This is a genomic window from Bradyrhizobium yuanmingense (assembly GCF_900094575.1).
GTDB classification, from domain to species: Bacteria; Pseudomonadota; Alphaproteobacteria; order Rhizobiales; family Xanthobacteraceae; genus Bradyrhizobium; species Bradyrhizobium yuanmingense.
Map to the genome: position 1 here is coordinate 296,274 of NZ_FMAE01000009.1, position 15,417 is coordinate 311,690.

At 65.5% G+C, this 15,417-nt stretch carries 15 protein-coding genes; 2 read left to right on the forward strand and 13 right to left on the reverse strand.

Annotated features, from left to right (window positions below; translation table 11 throughout):
* Positions 1-187: 187 nt before the first annotated feature.
* Positions 188-430: a hypothetical protein gene (locus tag GA0061099_RS30530; protein ID WP_050995896.1), complete on the forward strand. Its 243-nt coding sequence runs from the start codon at positions 188-190 to the stop codon at positions 428-430.
* Between the two features lie 136 nt (positions 431-566).
* Here GA0061099_RS30530 and GA0061099_RS30535 read toward each other — a convergent pair whose 3' ends face one another.
* The 9 genes from GA0061099_RS30535 to GA0061099_RS30570 all read right to left on the reverse strand — a co-directional run bounded on the left by GA0061099_RS30535 (position 567) and on the right by GA0061099_RS30570 (position 9,952).
* Complete coding sequence (locus tag GA0061099_RS30535) at positions 567-953, reverse strand: nuclear transport factor 2 family protein (RefSeq protein ID WP_036023492.1); 387 nt, start codon at positions 951-953, stop codon at positions 567-569.
* A 208-nt stretch (positions 954-1,161) separates the two neighbouring features.
* Positions 1,162-2,571 carry an amidase family protein gene (locus GA0061099_RS30540; RefSeq protein WP_244620995.1) on the reverse strand — a complete coding sequence of 470 codons (1,410 nt, stop codon included), beginning with the start codon at positions 2,569-2,571 and terminating at the stop codon, positions 1,162-1,164.
* Positions 2,568-2,816 carry a hypothetical protein gene (locus tag GA0061099_RS42190; RefSeq protein ID WP_244429318.1) on the reverse strand — a complete coding sequence of 83 codons (249 nt, stop codon included), beginning with the start codon at positions 2,814-2,816 and terminating at the stop codon, positions 2,568-2,570. The genes GA0061099_RS30540 and GA0061099_RS42190 overlap by 4 nt, the downstream gene beginning before the upstream one ends.
* A gap of 228 nt (positions 2,817-3,044) precedes the next feature.
* Positions 3,045-4,538 carry an ABC transporter substrate-binding protein gene (locus GA0061099_RS30545; RefSeq protein WP_036023429.1) on the reverse strand — a complete coding sequence of 498 codons (1,494 nt, stop codon included), beginning with the start codon at positions 4,536-4,538 and terminating at the stop codon, positions 3,045-3,047.
* 56 nt (positions 4,539-4,594) lie between these two features.
* Positions 4,595-5,599: an ABC transporter ATP-binding protein gene (locus GA0061099_RS30550; RefSeq protein ID WP_036023427.1), complete on the reverse strand. Its 1,005-nt coding sequence runs from the start codon at positions 5,597-5,599 to the stop codon at positions 4,595-4,597.
* A complete protein-coding gene (locus GA0061099_RS30555) occupies positions 5,596-6,609 on the reverse strand; it encodes an ABC transporter ATP-binding protein (protein WP_036023440.1) in 1,014 nt (337 codons plus the stop codon). The genes GA0061099_RS30550 and GA0061099_RS30555 overlap by 4 nt, the downstream gene beginning before the upstream one ends.
* A gap of 2 nt (positions 6,610-6,611) precedes the next feature.
* Positions 6,612-7,499, reverse strand: coding sequence for an ABC transporter permease (locus GA0061099_RS30560; RefSeq protein WP_036005488.1), 888 nt, complete (start codon positions 7,497-7,499; stop codon positions 6,612-6,614).
* Positions 7,496-8,446, reverse strand: a complete 951-nt coding sequence (locus GA0061099_RS30565) for an ABC transporter permease (protein WP_036005490.1) — start codon at positions 8,444-8,446, stop codon at positions 7,496-7,498. Before GA0061099_RS30565 ends, GA0061099_RS30560 begins: the two co-directional genes overlap by 4 nt.
* A gap of 84 nt (positions 8,447-8,530) precedes the next feature.
* Positions 8,531-9,952, reverse strand: coding sequence for an amidase (locus GA0061099_RS30570; protein ID WP_036023425.1), 1,422 nt, complete (start codon positions 9,950-9,952; stop codon positions 8,531-8,533).
* Positions 9,953-10,076: 124 nt separating this feature from the next.
* Here GA0061099_RS30570 and GA0061099_RS30575 point away from each other — a divergent pair, with 124 nt between their 5' ends.
* On the forward strand, positions 10,077-10,964 hold the full coding sequence (locus GA0061099_RS30575) for a LysR family transcriptional regulator (RefSeq protein WP_036023423.1): 888 nt from the start codon (positions 10,077-10,079) through the stop codon (positions 10,962-10,964).
* Positions 10,965-10,970: 6 nt separating this feature from the next.
* Here GA0061099_RS30575 and GA0061099_RS30580 read toward each other — a convergent pair whose 3' ends face one another.
* Genes GA0061099_RS30580 through GA0061099_RS30595 form a run of 4 tightly spaced genes read right to left on the reverse strand, consistent with a single transcriptional unit; the run spans position 10,971 to position 15,405 of the window.
* Complete coding sequence (locus GA0061099_RS30580) at positions 10,971-11,906, reverse strand: carbohydrate kinase family protein (RefSeq protein ID WP_036023438.1); 936 nt, start codon at positions 11,904-11,906, stop codon at positions 10,971-10,973.
* Between the two features lie 5 nt (positions 11,907-11,911).
* Entirely contained in the window at positions 11,912-13,558 is a 1,647-nt protein-coding gene (locus tag GA0061099_RS30585) for an FGGY-family carbohydrate kinase (protein WP_036023421.1), read from the reverse strand.
* Positions 13,559-13,592: 34 nt separating this feature from the next.
* Entirely contained in the window at positions 13,593-14,366 is a 774-nt protein-coding gene (locus GA0061099_RS30590) for an SDR family NAD(P)-dependent oxidoreductase (RefSeq protein WP_036023419.1), read from the reverse strand.
* Positions 14,367-14,397: 31 nt separating this feature from the next.
* Positions 14,398-15,405, reverse strand: coding sequence for an ABC transporter ATP-binding protein (locus GA0061099_RS30595; RefSeq protein WP_036023416.1), 1,008 nt, complete (start codon positions 15,403-15,405; stop codon positions 14,398-14,400).
* Positions 15,406-15,417 lie beyond the last annotated feature (12 nt).

Consider the following 15,417-nt stretch of genomic DNA (forward strand, 5'->3'; position numbering starts at 1 on the left):
CGCATGGGATCACCACAGTGGTGCTCTGACCTTCCGCCGCCACTGTGGGGCCAAGTCGCTCGGGCGGGGGTCGCATGGTGGTCGGCACGAGACGGAAAGTTCCACTCCGGCGGCCTGCCTGTGACTGCGTCCGTATAGGCAAATCGCGGAGCGACGCTCCGACATCGGCTTTCGGGGAGCACGCGTCATGGATGAAGTCCTGCGTTGGGTGGCGACAGTCGGCACGATTGGGGCCGGGCTGATCCTAGCTGCCCGGGCGCGGCCACTCATTACCGGCTGGGCCTTCGTCGTGCTGAGCGGTGCATCGGTGATCTGGATCGTCGTCGGCTATCTAACAGCGGAATATGCGCTGATGGTGCAAAACGTGGTGGTGACACTTATCAACGTGTTCGGCGTCTACCGATGGCTGATCTGGAAAGGAAATGTATGAAAGCGTTCTGCCTGCGCGCTCTGCCGCCCGCGCGCCAATTGTCGGCACGCAGGTTACTTCCGATTTCCGCGATGAGCCGAGAACAGAGACGCTGCCTGGACCTGCACCTCTGGGCCACATTCGGACATGCGCGTCGTTAGGCTGACGAAGATCCTTCAACAATCTTCCAATACGAGTCCTTGCGGATCACCTCGTCCGCGCGAAAAGTGTAAAAGTCACATCCTCGGACCTCGATCTTTTTTCCTTCACCTGTAGTGCCCGTTAGCGTCCATTTTGAAATGCCCGTGTTTGCCATCGTATCCACAAAATGCTCGGCGTCGCCGTAGTGAACATCCGGTAAGCCTTCAAAGCGCGTCGCGAGCCCGTCTCGTACGTTGCGTTTGCCCTCGAAGCGAGATCCCCAAGGCTTGCTTCCCCTCGGCATCTCCAAGACACAATCGTCAGCAAAGAACTCCATGATGGAATCCAAGTCGTGCGCGTTGAACGCTTCACACAGCGCCGTCAATTTCGATCGAATGTCCATCCTTCCCTCCATCGAGTTCCCGGAAGGGATACAATAACACAAGGGCACACAGGTGAGTTGAAGGGCCGATTAGACGTCTGGTCGATGGCGCCTTCGGGTCACAAAGCGCCCTCCCCAGGGCAGGACGGTGCGTCCGCCAGTTCGGTGAGAACAGACAGCAGATTTATCAGCATGCCACCGCCTCCAACCGGCACATGCACAGTGCACTCTAAAGCGCCGGCAAGCCGGGTGGCGGCTTGCGCTTGGCGGAGGCCTGCTCATACGCGTAGGCCAGGCGCAGCAGCTTGTGTTCGCTCCAGGCGCGGCCTGCGAAGGTAACGCCGAACGGATAATCGGGCGTGTCCTTGCCGTCGACGCCGGCGACGAAGCCGCACGGCACGAGGACACTGGGATAGCCCGCCCTGGCGGCGATTGCGGCGCCTTCGCTGCCCGGGAACAGCACGGCGTCGAGCTTGTGCTGGTTCATGTAGGCATCCATGCCGCGGGTCCTGGCGCTGAGCAGGTCCATGGCGAGTGCCGCCTTGTACTCGCGTTCGCTTAGGTCGCCCCGGGTGAGGTCGGCTGCGAGGAAGTTGTCCTGGCCGAAGCGGAGCGCCTTGCCCGCATTGGCCTCGTTGAAGGTCACGATGTCGGTCATGGTCTTGATGGTGGTGTTGGTCGCCCAATCCCTCAGGTAGAGGTTGAGATCTCGTTTCAGCTCGTAGATGAAGACGATCCGCTGCGGGACCGCATTGCCCCTGTTGGCGCTCAGCGGATTGCGGTTGAGCACGGCCATGATCGTACCCGGTCCGCTCATCCAGCCGGCTGTCGGAATGCTGGCGCGCACGATCACGGCGCCGAGATCCTCCAGCACCTTGATCGCTTCCCCTACCACCTTCGCTCCTTTGAGGGGCAGCTTGCGGAAGAAGGGATCATTCAGCGGATCGGCGGGATCGCTCGGCACGCCGATGCGCGCACCTTTCATCGCATCGCGCGTCAGACCGGCGGTGTAATCGGCCGGCCGCCGCTGCTTTTGCGTCGCCGGATCGAGCGGGTCCTTGGCCGCGAGCACATTGAGCAGCAGCGCCGCGTCGCGCACGGTCCGCGTCATCGGCCCCGCGGTGTCCTGACTATGCGAGATCGGCACGATGCCGGCACGGCTGATGAGCCCGACCGTCGGCTTCACGGTGACGAGGCCATTCTGGCTGGCGGGAAAGAGCAGCGAGCCCGAGGTCTCCGTGCCGATCGAGGCCGCACACAAGCCCGCCGCCACCGCGACCGCCGAACCCGCGCTCGAGCCGCCCGGGGACACGACGGGGATGCCGTGATCGTCGGCCAGCGCCGGCGCATAGGGATTCTTGACCTGACCGCCCAGCGACGAATAGCCGGAAGGCATGTCGACCGCGAGCATGTTGGAGAACTCGGTCAGATTCGCCTTGCCGAGGATCACCGCGCCGGCCTCGCGCAGCAGCTTGACGAGCGTTGCATCGTCCCGGGCGCGGGCGCCTTCCAGCGCCAGCGAGCCCGCCGTGGTCGGCTGAGCGTCGCCGGTCGCGATGTTGTCCCTCACAAGGATCGGGATGCCGGCCAGCGGCCGCTTGGCCGACGGCTTGACGCCGTCGAGCCTGTCCGCAATCACGAGCGCGTCGGGATTGAGCGCGCGGACCGCATTGAGCTTGGCCCGTCGCGGTCGTAGGCTTCAATGCGCGCGCGATAGGCTTTGAGCAGCGCCGTGGCAGTGACATGCCCATCGGCCAAAGCATGAGCGATATCGCTCATCGACGCATGATCGAGCCTTGCATGATCAAGCTTTGGGGAGATCGGCGCCTCGGCGCTGACGGCCGCCGCGGCAATGCCGGCATTGCGGCGGGATGATTTCTGCACGGCTGCCTCGACCGACGGCGCGCGTCTCCACCACGAGACTCGAGCATGCCATCATGCCAGTGTTTTGCCCGACGGGTCAACTTTCGGGCGCATCGCGTCGATCACACAGGCGCAACGTGCAAGCCATTGAAATGACTGACCCCGGCTACTGTGCATGGGGTTGTTTTTCGGGTTTTGTTTGGAGCTGCCCTCTCCAACGCGTGGAGAGGGCACAGCAATGGACGCCGCCTATTCCCAATACCAAGCGGAGAAGTCGTTCTCGAACTGCGGGACTTCCTTCCAGACGCCCTTCAGCTTCTTGTTGATGACGGTGGGCCATTGCGGCTGGAACAGGTAAGCCGAGACTGCATCGGTCGCCAGCATGCGCTGGGCATCGCCAAGCAGCTTGGCGCGGCCGGCTTCGTCCGGCGTCGAGACGATCTGCTTGTAGAGCGCGTTGAACTTCTCGTTGTTGTAACCGAGGTAGTAGTCCGGCTCCGTGATCTTGACGAGGTCGAACGGCTCGACATGGCTGACGATGGTGAGATCGAAATTGTGCGGGCCATTGCCGGCGAACACCTGCGACAGCCATTGCGCCCATTCGACGTTCTCGATCTTGGCGATGATGCCGACCTTGGCGAGCTGGGCGGCGACGATCTCGCCGCCTTGCCGCGCATAGGGTGGCGGCGGCAGCTTCAATGACAGTTCGAGCGGCGTGATGACGCCGGCTTCAGTCAGCAGCTTCTTGGCCTTCTCGGGATCGTACGGGTTGATGCCGGTGGTGTCGACATAGCCGAGCGATCCCGGCGTGTAGAAGCTGCCGATCGGCGTGCCGTAACCCTCGACCGCGCCGTCGATCAAGGCCTTGCGGTCGATCGCGGCGAGGATGGCGCGGCGAACGCGGACGTCGTCGAGCGGCTTCTTGCGGTGGTTGATGGCCACGATGGTCTTGGCCCTGGAGCCGCCGATCAGCACCGTGAAGCGCGGATCAGACTTGAACTGAGCAACCACGCGGGTCGCGATGCGCGGGAATGCGTCGACGTCGTTCGAGAGCAACGCCGCGGCCTGCGCCGCCGGATCGGAGATGAAGCGGATCGTCACCTTCGACAGCTTGATCGCAGAGGCGTTGCGGTAGTCGGCCCATTTGTTCAGCGTGATCGAAGAGCCCTTGGCCCAGGCGCCAAGCTGGTATGGTCCGGTGCCGACCGGCTGCGTGACATTGGTGCCAGCGCTCTTCGGCTCGACGATCGAGCCGCCCGCCTGGCCGAGCAGGAACGGCAGGTTCGGCTCGGAATATTTCACCGTGATCACGACGGTGTCGGCGTCGGGCGTCTCGACCTTCTCGAAGGCCTGGTACAGGCTCTTGTCCTTGTTGGTGCTGGTGGGCGCCGCGTTGCGCTCGAACGAGAACTTCACCGCCGCGGAATCGAACGCTTCGCCATTGTGGAATTTGACGCCCTTGCGCAGTTTGAACGTATAGGTCTTCAGATCGGGCGACGCGGTCCAGCTCTCGGCGAGCAGCGGTGAGGTGGAGCCGTCCTCGTTGATCTTGGTCAGCGTCTCATAGATATTGTAGAGCGTGACCTCGGCGATCGCGGCCGCGGCGGCGTTGGTGGGGTCGAGCCCCGGCGGCTCAAGGGTCATCCCCATGACGACGCTGTCCTTCTTGCTCTGCGCCAGCACCGGCAAAGGCGCCGCGACGAGCGCAGCGGCAAAGGCGACGATCGACAGTTTCCTGAACATGCGCGAACTCCCCGACCAATCCTGTTTCCAGCTTAACGCCAATCCTGCCCCGGACACTAACCTTCCATGGCCGCCTGCGGCAACGCCATCACAGCCTCGGCCTTGTGGCAGGCGGCAAGGTGCCCCTCGCCCACCTTGCGTAACTCAGGCGGAACCTCGCGGCAATGCTGGTCGCCAAGCGGGCAGCGCGATGCATAGGGGCATCCGGTCGTCACCGCCGAGTGCGAGGCGATCGCCTGGGCCCCGCGGCGGCGCCGGCCACCTCCGGCGCGAGCCCGCGGCACCGCCTCCAGCAGCGCCCGCGTATAGGGATGGGCGCAGCGCTCGAACAAATCCTCTGGCCGCCCCTGCTCGACGATGCGGCCGAGATACATCACCGCGACCTCGTCGCAGAGATAGTCGACCACGGCGAGGTCATGGCTGATCAGGATGTAGCTCAGGCCGAACTGCTCCTGGAGGTCCTGCATCAGGTTCAGCACCTGGGCCTGCACGGAGACGTCGAGCGCCGAGACCGGCTCGTCGGCAACGATCAGCTTCGGCTGGGTGATCAGCGCACGCGCAATCGCGATGCGCTGGCGCTGGCCGCCGGAGAATTCGTGCGGATATTTTTCCATGTCCGCATCGCGCAAGCCGACCTGGCGCAGCACCGCGGCGACGCGGTCGCGGAACGTGGTGCGGTCGGCACCTTCCAGCACGGTCAGCGGCTCGGCGACGATCCGCGCGATGGTCTGCCGCGGATCGAGCGATCCATAGGGATCCTGGAACACCATCTGGAAATCGCGCCGGGCGCGGCGCAGCTCGTCGGCCGGCAAGCGGTTGAGATCGCGCCCGAGCAGCGCGACCTGTCCTGCGGTCGGCCGCTCCAGCGCCATCACGACGCGCGCGAAGGTGGACTTGCCGGAGCCGGACTCGCCGACGATGCCGAGGCTCTTGCCGGCCCGGACCTGCACGCTGACGCCGTTGAGCGCGCGCACCTGTCCCGGCGGACGGAACACGCTCTCGCGCGGCAGCGTGTAGCGCTGTTCGAGATCCCTGACGTCGAGAAGCGGCGCGGTGCTCATGCGGTCAGCGCTCCGACGCGTTCGGCCATCGACACGTCCGTTCGGATGCAGCGCGCAAAATGGCCGGGGCCGACGTCCACCATCGGCGGCAGCGCCGCGCGGCACTGGTCGATCACGAGTGGACAGCGATCGGAGAAGGTGCACCCGGACGGCAGATCGGCGAGCTCCGGCACCGTGCCGGAGATCGTCCTCAGCCGCGTCCCCTTGCGCGCGCCGAGCTTGGGCCGGGCACGGAACAGGCCCTGCGTGTAGGGATGGCCCATGCGACGGAACACCTCGTCGGTCGGGCCGCTCTCGACGACGGTGCCGCCATACATCACCATCATGCGCTGGACGTTCTCTGCAATGACGCCGAGATCGTGCGAGATCAGGATCATGGACATGCCGCGCTCCTCGACGAGATCGGCGATGAGGTCGAGGATCTGGCCCTGGATGGTGACGTCGAGCGCGGTGGTCGGCTCGTCCGCGATCAACAGGTCCGGCTCGCACGCGAGCGCCATCGCGATGGTGACGCGCTGGCGCTGGCCGCCGGAGAACTGATGCGGATACGCATCGACACGACGTGCGGGGTCGGGCAGCCCGACGCGGTCGAGCAAAGCGATTGCTTCCCGACGTGCCTGCGCCGCCGAATAACTCTTGTGACGGCGCAGCGGCTCGGCGACCTGGTTGCCGATCGTATGCATCGGATTGAGCGCTGTCATCGGCTCCTGGAAGATCATGCTGATGCGGTTGCCGCGCAGGCGGCAATAGTCGGAATCCGCAAGTCCGACGAGTTCGTCGCCGTCCAGCTTGACGCTGCCGGTCACGACGGCACTGTCCGGCAGCAACCCCATCAACGACAACGCCGTGACCGACTTGCCGCAGCCGGACTCGCCGACGAGCCCGAGCGTCTCGCCGCGCGTCAGCGCAAAGCTAACACCGCGCACGGCCTGCGCTGGCCCGCGGCTGGTGTTGAGGCGAACGCCGAGATTGTCGACCACGATTAGCGGCATGTTGGAGCACTCGGCCATCGTCATCGCTCCCGCGCCAGCCGGGGATCGAGCAGGTCGCGCAATCCGTCACCGAGCAGGTTGAGGCCGAGCACCGAGATTGCGATCGCAACGCCCGGATAGACCGCGAGCATCGGCGACTGGAACAGCAACGTCTGCGCATCGTTCAGCATCCGTCCCCAGGATGGCTGCGGCGGCTGCGTGCCGAGGCCGAGATAGGACAGCGCGGCCTCGGCGAGAATGGCGAGCGCGAACTGGATGGTGACCTGCACGATCAGGATCGACAGGATGTTCGGCAGCACATGCTCGATGGTGATGCGGAAGCGCCCCTTGCCCGCCGCCCGTGCCGCCAGCACGAATTCACGCGCCCAGATCGCATTGGCCGAGCCGCGCGTCAGCCGGGTCAAGGTCGGGATCTGGAAGATGCCGATCGCGACGATCGAGGTCACCATGCCCGGCCCCACGACGGCGGCGAGCATGATCGCGGACAGCACGGCCGGAAAGGCGAAGGTGAAATCGGAAAAGCGCATGATGATCTCCTCCGTCCAGCCGCGCCGGGCCGAGGCGATCAGACCCAGAGTGACGCCGAAGGTGAGACCGATGCTGACGGCGATGACACCGACCATGATGGTGGATCGGGCGCCCGCAAGCAGCAGCGAGACGATGTCGCGGCCGAAGGAATCGGTGCCGAGCCAATGCGCCGCCGAGGGCGGGCGGAGCTTTGCGGCGATGTCGATTTCGTAAGGCGACCACGGCGTCCATACCAGCGACAACAGTGCCGAAGCCAGCACCAGAAGGCTCAGCGTGCCACCGAGGACGAAGCTGCGGTGGCGCAGCGCGCGGCGCCAGAACGTGCGCGCCGGCAGCGGACGCGTTGCGACGGGCGCGTCGATGGTGATGGGCGCGCTCACAGGTCGTGCACCTTGATGCGGGGATCGATGAAGGCATAGAGCACATCGACCACGAAATTGACGATCACCACCATCGCGGCGAGCAACATCACGCAATTGCGCACCACGATCAGGTCGCGGTTGGCGATCGACTGGAAGATCAGGCGGCCGAGGCCCGGCAGGTAGAACACGTTCTCGATCACGATGGTGCCGGCGAGCAGATTGGCGAATTGCAGGCCCATCACGGTCATCACGGGGATCATGGCATTCCGCAGCACGTGGCTCCACAGCACCTCGCGCTTGCCGAGGCCCTTTGCGCGGGCGGTGCGGACGAAATCCTCGCGCAGCACTTCGAGCACGGCCGAACGCGTGACGCGCGCGAGGATCGCGGCCTGCACCACCGCGAGCGAGATCGCGGGCAACAGCAGCGACCTGATCCCCGGCCAGATGCCGTCCTCCCAGCCGGCAAAGCCACCGGCCGAAAGCCATTGCAGCCGCACCGAGAACAGCAGCACCAGGAGAATCGCGAACCAGAAATTCGGCAGCGCGATGCCCACTTGGGTCAACGACATCACGCCGACATCGCCGAGCTTGTTGTGGTTGGCGGCGGTGTAGATACCGGCCGAGAGCGCCAGCGTCACCGTGATCGTCATGGCCATGATCGCGAGCGGAATGGTCAGCACCAGCCGCTCGGCGATCAGGCTGCCGACCGGGGTGCCGTAGACGTAGGAATTGCCGAGATCGCCGACGAGGAGGCCCTTGATCCACTGCAAATAGCGAACCGCCAGCGGCTGGTCGAGCCCGAGCTTGACGGTGAGCGCGCGCACCGCGTCGGGCGAAGCATCGGCGCCCATTAGCATCTGCGCTGCGTTGCCGGGCAGCGCGTCCAGCACCAGGAAGATGATCAGCGATGCGCCGACCAGCGTCGCCAGCAGAGTCAACAGACGTCGGAGGACAAAGACGCTCATGCGCGCTCGGCTTCAGGGCTCACCCAGGCCACGATCAACATGTCCGGACGCCTTAAGCAAGCTCTTTGCTGCATCTCCATCTCCTCAAGACGGCCAGCGGGACAGAAGGTCGCTTGACGCCTCGAACAGAGCGCTCACGCGCAGCAATTCCGCATCGGCCCGGAAACGGCCGACCAGTTGGAGCCCGATCGGCAGCCCGTCGCGGGCAAAGCCCGAGGGAAGGCTGATCGCGGGGTGACCGGTCATGTTGAACGGCATTGTCCAGGGGAACCAATGCGGCCGGACGCTGTCGTAATGCCTGCCGTCGATCTCGATATTGCCGAACAGGTCCTGCTTGATCGGCAGCGCGGTGCGCGTCAGCGTCGGCATCGCCAGCAGGTGACCGCGCGCAAGCAGCGATTGCACGCGGCGGAACAACGCGGTGCGCGCGAACATCGCCTCCTGATAGTCGATGCCGCTGACTTCGCTGGCGAGCGCGAGCTGCTTGAGGAAGGCCTCGCTCAGTTCGTCCCGATGCTCGGCCGCAAGCTTGGCAAAGCGCGTGCGCCAGACGGTGTGGTTGATGGCGCGCCAGATCGGCTCGATGTCGAACCCCTCACCGGAGAATTCCTCGAGCTCGGCCCCTAACCCGGCCAGCCGGTCGAGGCTCACCTTGAAATTGGCGGCGACTTCGGCCGATACCGGACGGCCCGGCGGCGTCAGGCAGTACAGGATCCTCAGCCCGCGCAAATCACCATGCGGGGCGGCGGTGCCGATGAAGTCGGGCACGGGCACGCCGATCGACCAGGGATCGATAGGATCTTCGCCCGCCATCGCCTGCATCATCAGCGCAGTATCGGCGACGGTCCGGGTGGTCGGCGTGACATAGGTTTGGTTGCCGAACACGTCGAGCGCCTGGCTGTGCGGGATCACGCCGTTGCTCTGCTTCAGGCCCACCACGCCGTTGCAGGCGGCCGGAATTCGTGTCGAGCCGCCGCCGTCGGTCGCAATAGCGAGCGGCGCGATGCCGCTCGCCACAGCGACCGCCGCGCCGCCGCTGGAGCCGCCGGAGGAACGGCAGGCGTCCCACGCATTGCGGGTCCGACCGAACAAAGGTGAATCGGTGAGGCACTTGCTGCCGAACTCCGGCGTCGTGGTCTTGCCGATCAGGATCGCGCCTTCGCTGCGCAACCGCGCGACGGCGACGGCATCCTCGGCCGGCACATTATCCTTGTAGGGAACGGCGCCGAAGGTGGTCTTGACCCCCTTGGTATTGACGATGTCCTTGACGGTTACGGGGATGCCGTGCAGCAGGCCGAGCGGTTCGCCCGCCATCACCTTGCGCTCGGCTTCGCGCGCCGCTGCGATCGCCTCGTCGCCGCACAACGTGACGAAACAGTTCAATTCGGGCTGGAGGGCCTCGGCGCGGGCAAGCACAGCGCGGGTGAGCTCGACTGGCGAAATCCGCTTTGCCGCGACGAGACCGCGCAGCTCGGTCGCGGACAACAGACAGGGATCGCCGTTCATCGTCACATCACGCTCCGAAGCGGGCCGCCATTGGCCCGAAGACATTGACAGCGAGAATGACAGTTTTGTTAACTCGCCGTCCAATACGATTTTTATCGCCAACCCATACGCTCTCGGTATGCCAATGGATCTTCGCCGGCTCCGCTATTTTGTCGCCGTTGCCGAGGCGCGCAGCATCGGCAAGGCGGCCGAGCAGCTCCGGATGGCGCAGCCGCCCCTCTCGGTCCAGATCCGCAAGCTCGAGGCCGAGATCGGCGCGCCGCTGTTCCGCCGCGGCACCCGTGGCATGGATCTGACCGAGGCCGGCCAGGCATTGCTGGCGCGCGCCAGCGAAGCGCTGGCGTTGGCAGCCGACGGCGCCGAAGCCGCACGCGCGGTTGCTTCGGGACGGCGCGGCCGGCTGTCAGTCGGTTACATGTTCGTGCTGGCGAATGCGATGTTGCCGCGACTCATCCCCGAACTGCGCCGCGCAGTTCCCGGCGTCGATCTCAGCTTCGTTGAGCTGAGCGCCTCGACGCGCGAGGCCCGCGTGCTCGACCGCAGCGTCACAGTCGCGCTGTGTATGCCCGCAATCAATCATCCCGAGATACAGGTGGCAAAGATCGGTGCACAGCCTTTCATGCTGGCCATGCCGATCCGCTCGCCACTCGCCCGCTTGAGCTCGGTGCCGATGGCCCGGCTGCAGGGCCGCCCGCTGATCGCACTCCCGCATCCGGACCATGGGCCCTCCTCCTCCGCGGTCGTCCCTTTATTGCGTCGGCACCAGGTGGTGATGCCGATCGCCAGCCGCGTCGAGACGGTGCATTCGGCGATGAGCCTGGTCCTGGCCGGCGAAGGTCTCGCCATCCTGCCGGCCTGCGCACAGCTCGGCGCGCCACGCGGAGTCGTGTTCAGACCCCTGCGTGACGTCGCCGATTCCCTCGACATCGCAGTCTGTTGGCGGCGGGACTCCCACAGTCCGTTGATCGGAACCTTCCTCAAATGTGCCGAGAAGGCCGTCGCGCGGATGTGACGTGGACTACCAGTCCCAATTGATCTCGTGGCTCCAAGGCGGATCGGCGCCCGGACGGGTGCAGGTCAGGCCGGCACAATTGGCGGCGAAGGACAGCGCACGGCGGAGCTCGTCCGCGCCGATGTCCTTCAATCTCGGCCGGGCGATGCGACCCTGCTTGTAAAGTGCGAACAGCAGCGCCGCCTGAAAGCTGTCGCCGGCGCCAATAGTGTCGGCCACCTCGACCTTTGGTGCTTGCACTTCGATCTGCCCTGCTTGCGCATGCCAGGCTATGGCACCGTTATTGCCGCGGGTGATGACGACGAGGCTCGTCCCCTGCCCCAGCAATGTGCTCGCGCGCTGCTGATACGGCTCCTCGCCGAAGAGATAGGCGAAATCGACGTCCGACATCTTGATGAGATCGGCGCTTCCGGCGAACTCGGCCATTCGGCCGAGATAGGTTGGCCTGTCCTTGACGAGGTTCGGTCGGCAGTTCGGATCGAAGGAGATCGTGGACGACGCCCGCGCGTCTGCGATCAGCGCCTTGGTCTCGGCCGCACCCTGGTCGTTGACCAGCGTGGTCGAGCCGACATGGACGGCCTCGACAGTATCGAACGGAATGGACCCATGCCGGTAAGTCCAGTTCCGCGTCGCGGTCTCGGCATCGTAGAAGGCGTAGTGCGACTCGCCCTCGACAATGCGGACAAAGGCGAGCGTGGTCTGGTGGTCGCTGCGGGTGGCGAGATCGAGTGCAACCTTCGATGCGGAGGCATGATCGGCGATCATGCGCCCGAACAGGTCGGTCGAGATGCCGCCGACGAAACCAGTCGGCGCGCCCAGCCGCGCCATGCCGATCGCGACGTTGAGGCAGGAGCCGCCGACCGCGGGCATCACCGCTTCGCGCCCTTCGACGTTTCGCGTCGGCACGAAATCGATCAGCGCGTCGCCGCAGGCAATCAGCATGTCCTTCAACCTCTCGCGACGCTGCGCATCGCGGCACGGCTGCCGCGATCGAGCTCGCGCAGCAGCTTGTAGACCTCGCGCTTGCGGGCGTGAAACGCGGCCATATCAGGCGCGGCCGGCTCGCTCTTGCGCCCCAGCGCCGACATCTTGGCCATGGTCTCACCGATCGAGGCATAGGCGCCACCGGCGACCGCCCCTAACATCGCGGCGCCCAGCAGCACCGGCTCCTTCGTCTGCGGCAACGCGACCGTGAGACCGGTGGTATCCGCCATGATCTGCCGCACCAAAGGACTGCGGCTGGCACCGCCACCCATGACCATGATGCTGGAGCGGACCCCATGCGCGGCAAAAGCCTCGATGACCTCCGCAAGCCCGTAGGCAAGACCGCAGAGGCCGGCGACGAACAGCCGTTCCATCGCGGCGATGTCGGTGTCGAGATCAAGGCCCGCGATCACCGCGCGCGTGTCGGGATCGGCATAGGGCGAGCGGTTGCCAATGAATTCCGGCAGCACGTGGACGTCGCGCGCCAGCAGCGCGGCACGGCTGGCACCGCCGGAGCGCGCGATGATGCGGCGCTCGAGGAAATCGATGAGATCGAGGCCTTCGCTGCGTGCCGCCGCGCTCGCCTCGCCATGGCCGGGATGCGACTTGAGGAGATGATCGATCGCAGCGCCCGCGGCGGACTGCCCGCCTTCATTGAGCCAGAACTCCGGCACCATGCCGGAATAATAGGGACCCCACACGCCCGGCACGAAGCACGGCTCCTTCGTCGTCGCCATGATGCAGGCCGACGTTCCCATGATGTAGGCGAGACGATCGCCGACATCGCTCGGGCCGGCTGCCCCGTCACGGCCGCCAATCGCACCGATACCGCCGGCATGGGCGTCGATCAGGGAGGCGCCGACCGGGGTGCCGGGAGGAAGGCCGAGCTCGACTGCTGCTGCCGGCGTGAGCCCGACGCCGAGGCGCGTACCGGGCGCAACGATTTCGGTGCCGATGCGCGCATATTTTTCGGCGACGAAGTCGGACAGGCCGATGCGCTTGAAGAACGGCGCGCTCCAGCCGCCGCCGTCATGGGCGAGATAGTTCCACTTGCAGGTGACGGTGCAGGTCGAGCGCTGCAGCGCGCCGGTCGCCCGCCAGGTCAGATAATCGGCCAGATCGAAGAAATGACCGGCGGCATCGAAACTCGCACGCAGATGCCGCTTCAGCCAGAGCAGCTTCGGCATCTCCATCTCCGGCGAGATCGAGCCGCCGACATAGCGCAGCACGGCGTCCTCGGTCTCGTTGATCAGCCGCGCTTCGGCCGTGGCGCGATGGTCCATCCAGACGATGACGTTGCGCTGCGCCTCGCCGGAGGTGCTGACGGTGAGCGGCTCGCCTTGCGGATCGAGCACCACGAGGGAACAGGTGGCGTCGAAACCGATGCCGCCGATGCTGCCCGGCGCAATCGCTGCTTCCGCCATCGCCGCGCGCACCGATTTGGCGCAGGCCTGCCAGATGTCCTCCGACGACTGCTCGACGATGTCGCCGGCCTCGTGCCAGATCCTGATCGGATGCCGGGCCGTCGCGAGCAGCGTGCCGGCCTCGTCAAACACCCCTGCCCGCGTGCTCGTGGTCCCCACGTCGACGCCGATATACGCTCGCGGCATGGTCTCTCCCGGTCCGTCCGTTTTGACGGTGAGCCTACCAGCAAGTGTAGCCGCCATCCACCAGCACGATGCTGCCAGTCATCAGGCTCGCGGCCTCGGACGAGAGGAACAGCACGACGGAGGCGATCTCCTCGACCTGCCCCATGCGCGCCATCGGAGTTCCACCGATCCAGGCGTCATACATTTTCGGATTGCTCTTCACGAAGGCGTTGAGCGGCGTCTCGATATAGGTCGGCGCCACCGCGTTGACGCGGATGCCGCGCGCGCCCCATTCGGCGGCCAGCGACTTGGTCAGATGGTGCACGGCGGCCTTGGAGGCGTTATAGAAGCACTGCTCCTGCGGCTTGTTGACGATGAAGCCGCTCATCGAGCCGACATTGACGATGGCGCCGCTTCCGGCCTTCAACATGTGCTTGCCGAACTCGCGGCAGCACCAGAAGGTGCCGTTGAGATTGACGTCGATGACGTTGAGCCAGTGCTCGTCGGTAACGGTCTCGGCCGGCGTCTCGCTCCGCGCGATGCCGGCATTGTTGACGAGGATGTCGACCTTGCCATGGCGGGCGACGAGATCATTTGCCACCTCCGCCACGCGTGTGGTGTTGGTGACGTCCATGATTGCGGTCTCGATGTCGTAGCCCTTCGCCCTCAGGCTGGCTTTGGCGCCGTCGGCGACCTTGCCGTCGCGGTCGCCGATGATGACCTTCGCGCCGGCCTCGGCCAGCGCCTCCGCGCAGGCGAGGCCGATGCCCTGGCCGCCGCCGGTGATGAACGCGGTCTTGCCGCTCAGCCTGAATTTTTCCAGATACATGGTCGTCTTTCCATCTTCTTGCCGTTTCTTGTCAGCCCCGAAGAGCGTTGCCGCTCTCGTCGAAGCGGTGAATGCGCGCAGGGTCGGGCATCAGCGACACCCGGTCGCCGCCATGCAGGCTCAATTCGCCGATGTAGCGCGCCGTCAGCATGCCGAGCGCGCCGGCGTCGACGTAGAGGAAGGTGTCACTGCCGAGATGCTCGGCCACCGCAATGGTTCCCTGCCAGCCGCCACCGCCGTCGCGCTCGATCTTCAGATGCTCCGGCCGAACGCCGATCGTCGCCGCCCCCTTCTGCAAAGCAGGCTCTCCGGTGACGAAATTCATCTTGGGCGAGCCGATGAAGCCGGCGACGAAGAGATTGGCGGGTCGCTCGTAAAGCTCCAGCGGCGAGCCATATTGCTCGATCTTGCCGCCGTTGAGCACGACGATCTTGTCGGCCATGGTCATGGCCTCGACCTGGTCGTGGGTGACGTAGATCGCGGTGGTGCCGAGCTGCTTCTGAAGTCGCGTCACCTCGATGCGCATCTGCACGCGCAGCGCGGCGTCGAGGTTGGAGAGCGGCTCGTCGAACAGGAATGCCTTGGGCTCGCGAACGATGGCGCGGCCGATCGCGACGCGCTGGCGCTGGCCGCCGGAGAGCTCGCGCGGCTTGCGGTCGAGGTAGGGCGTGAGATTCAGCGTCGCGGCGGCCGCCTCGACCTTGCGGTTGATCTCGTCCTTCGGCAAGCCCGCCATCTTGAGGCCGAAGCCGATATTGCCGCGCACGCTCATATGCGGATAGAGCGCGTAGGACTGGAACACCATCGACAGCCCGCGCTTGGCGGGCGGCGTATCGACGACGTTCTTGCCGTCGATCAGGATCTTGCCGCCGCTGACGTCCTCGAGCCCCGCGATCAGCCGCAGCAGCGTGGTCTTGCCGCAGCCGGAGGGACCGACGAACACCACGAAGGAGCCATCGGCGATCTCGAGGTCGGCGCCCTTGATGATGTGCACGGGGCCGAAGGATTTCTGCACGCCCTGAAGTGTGATCTGACCCATGATCCGGCAGCC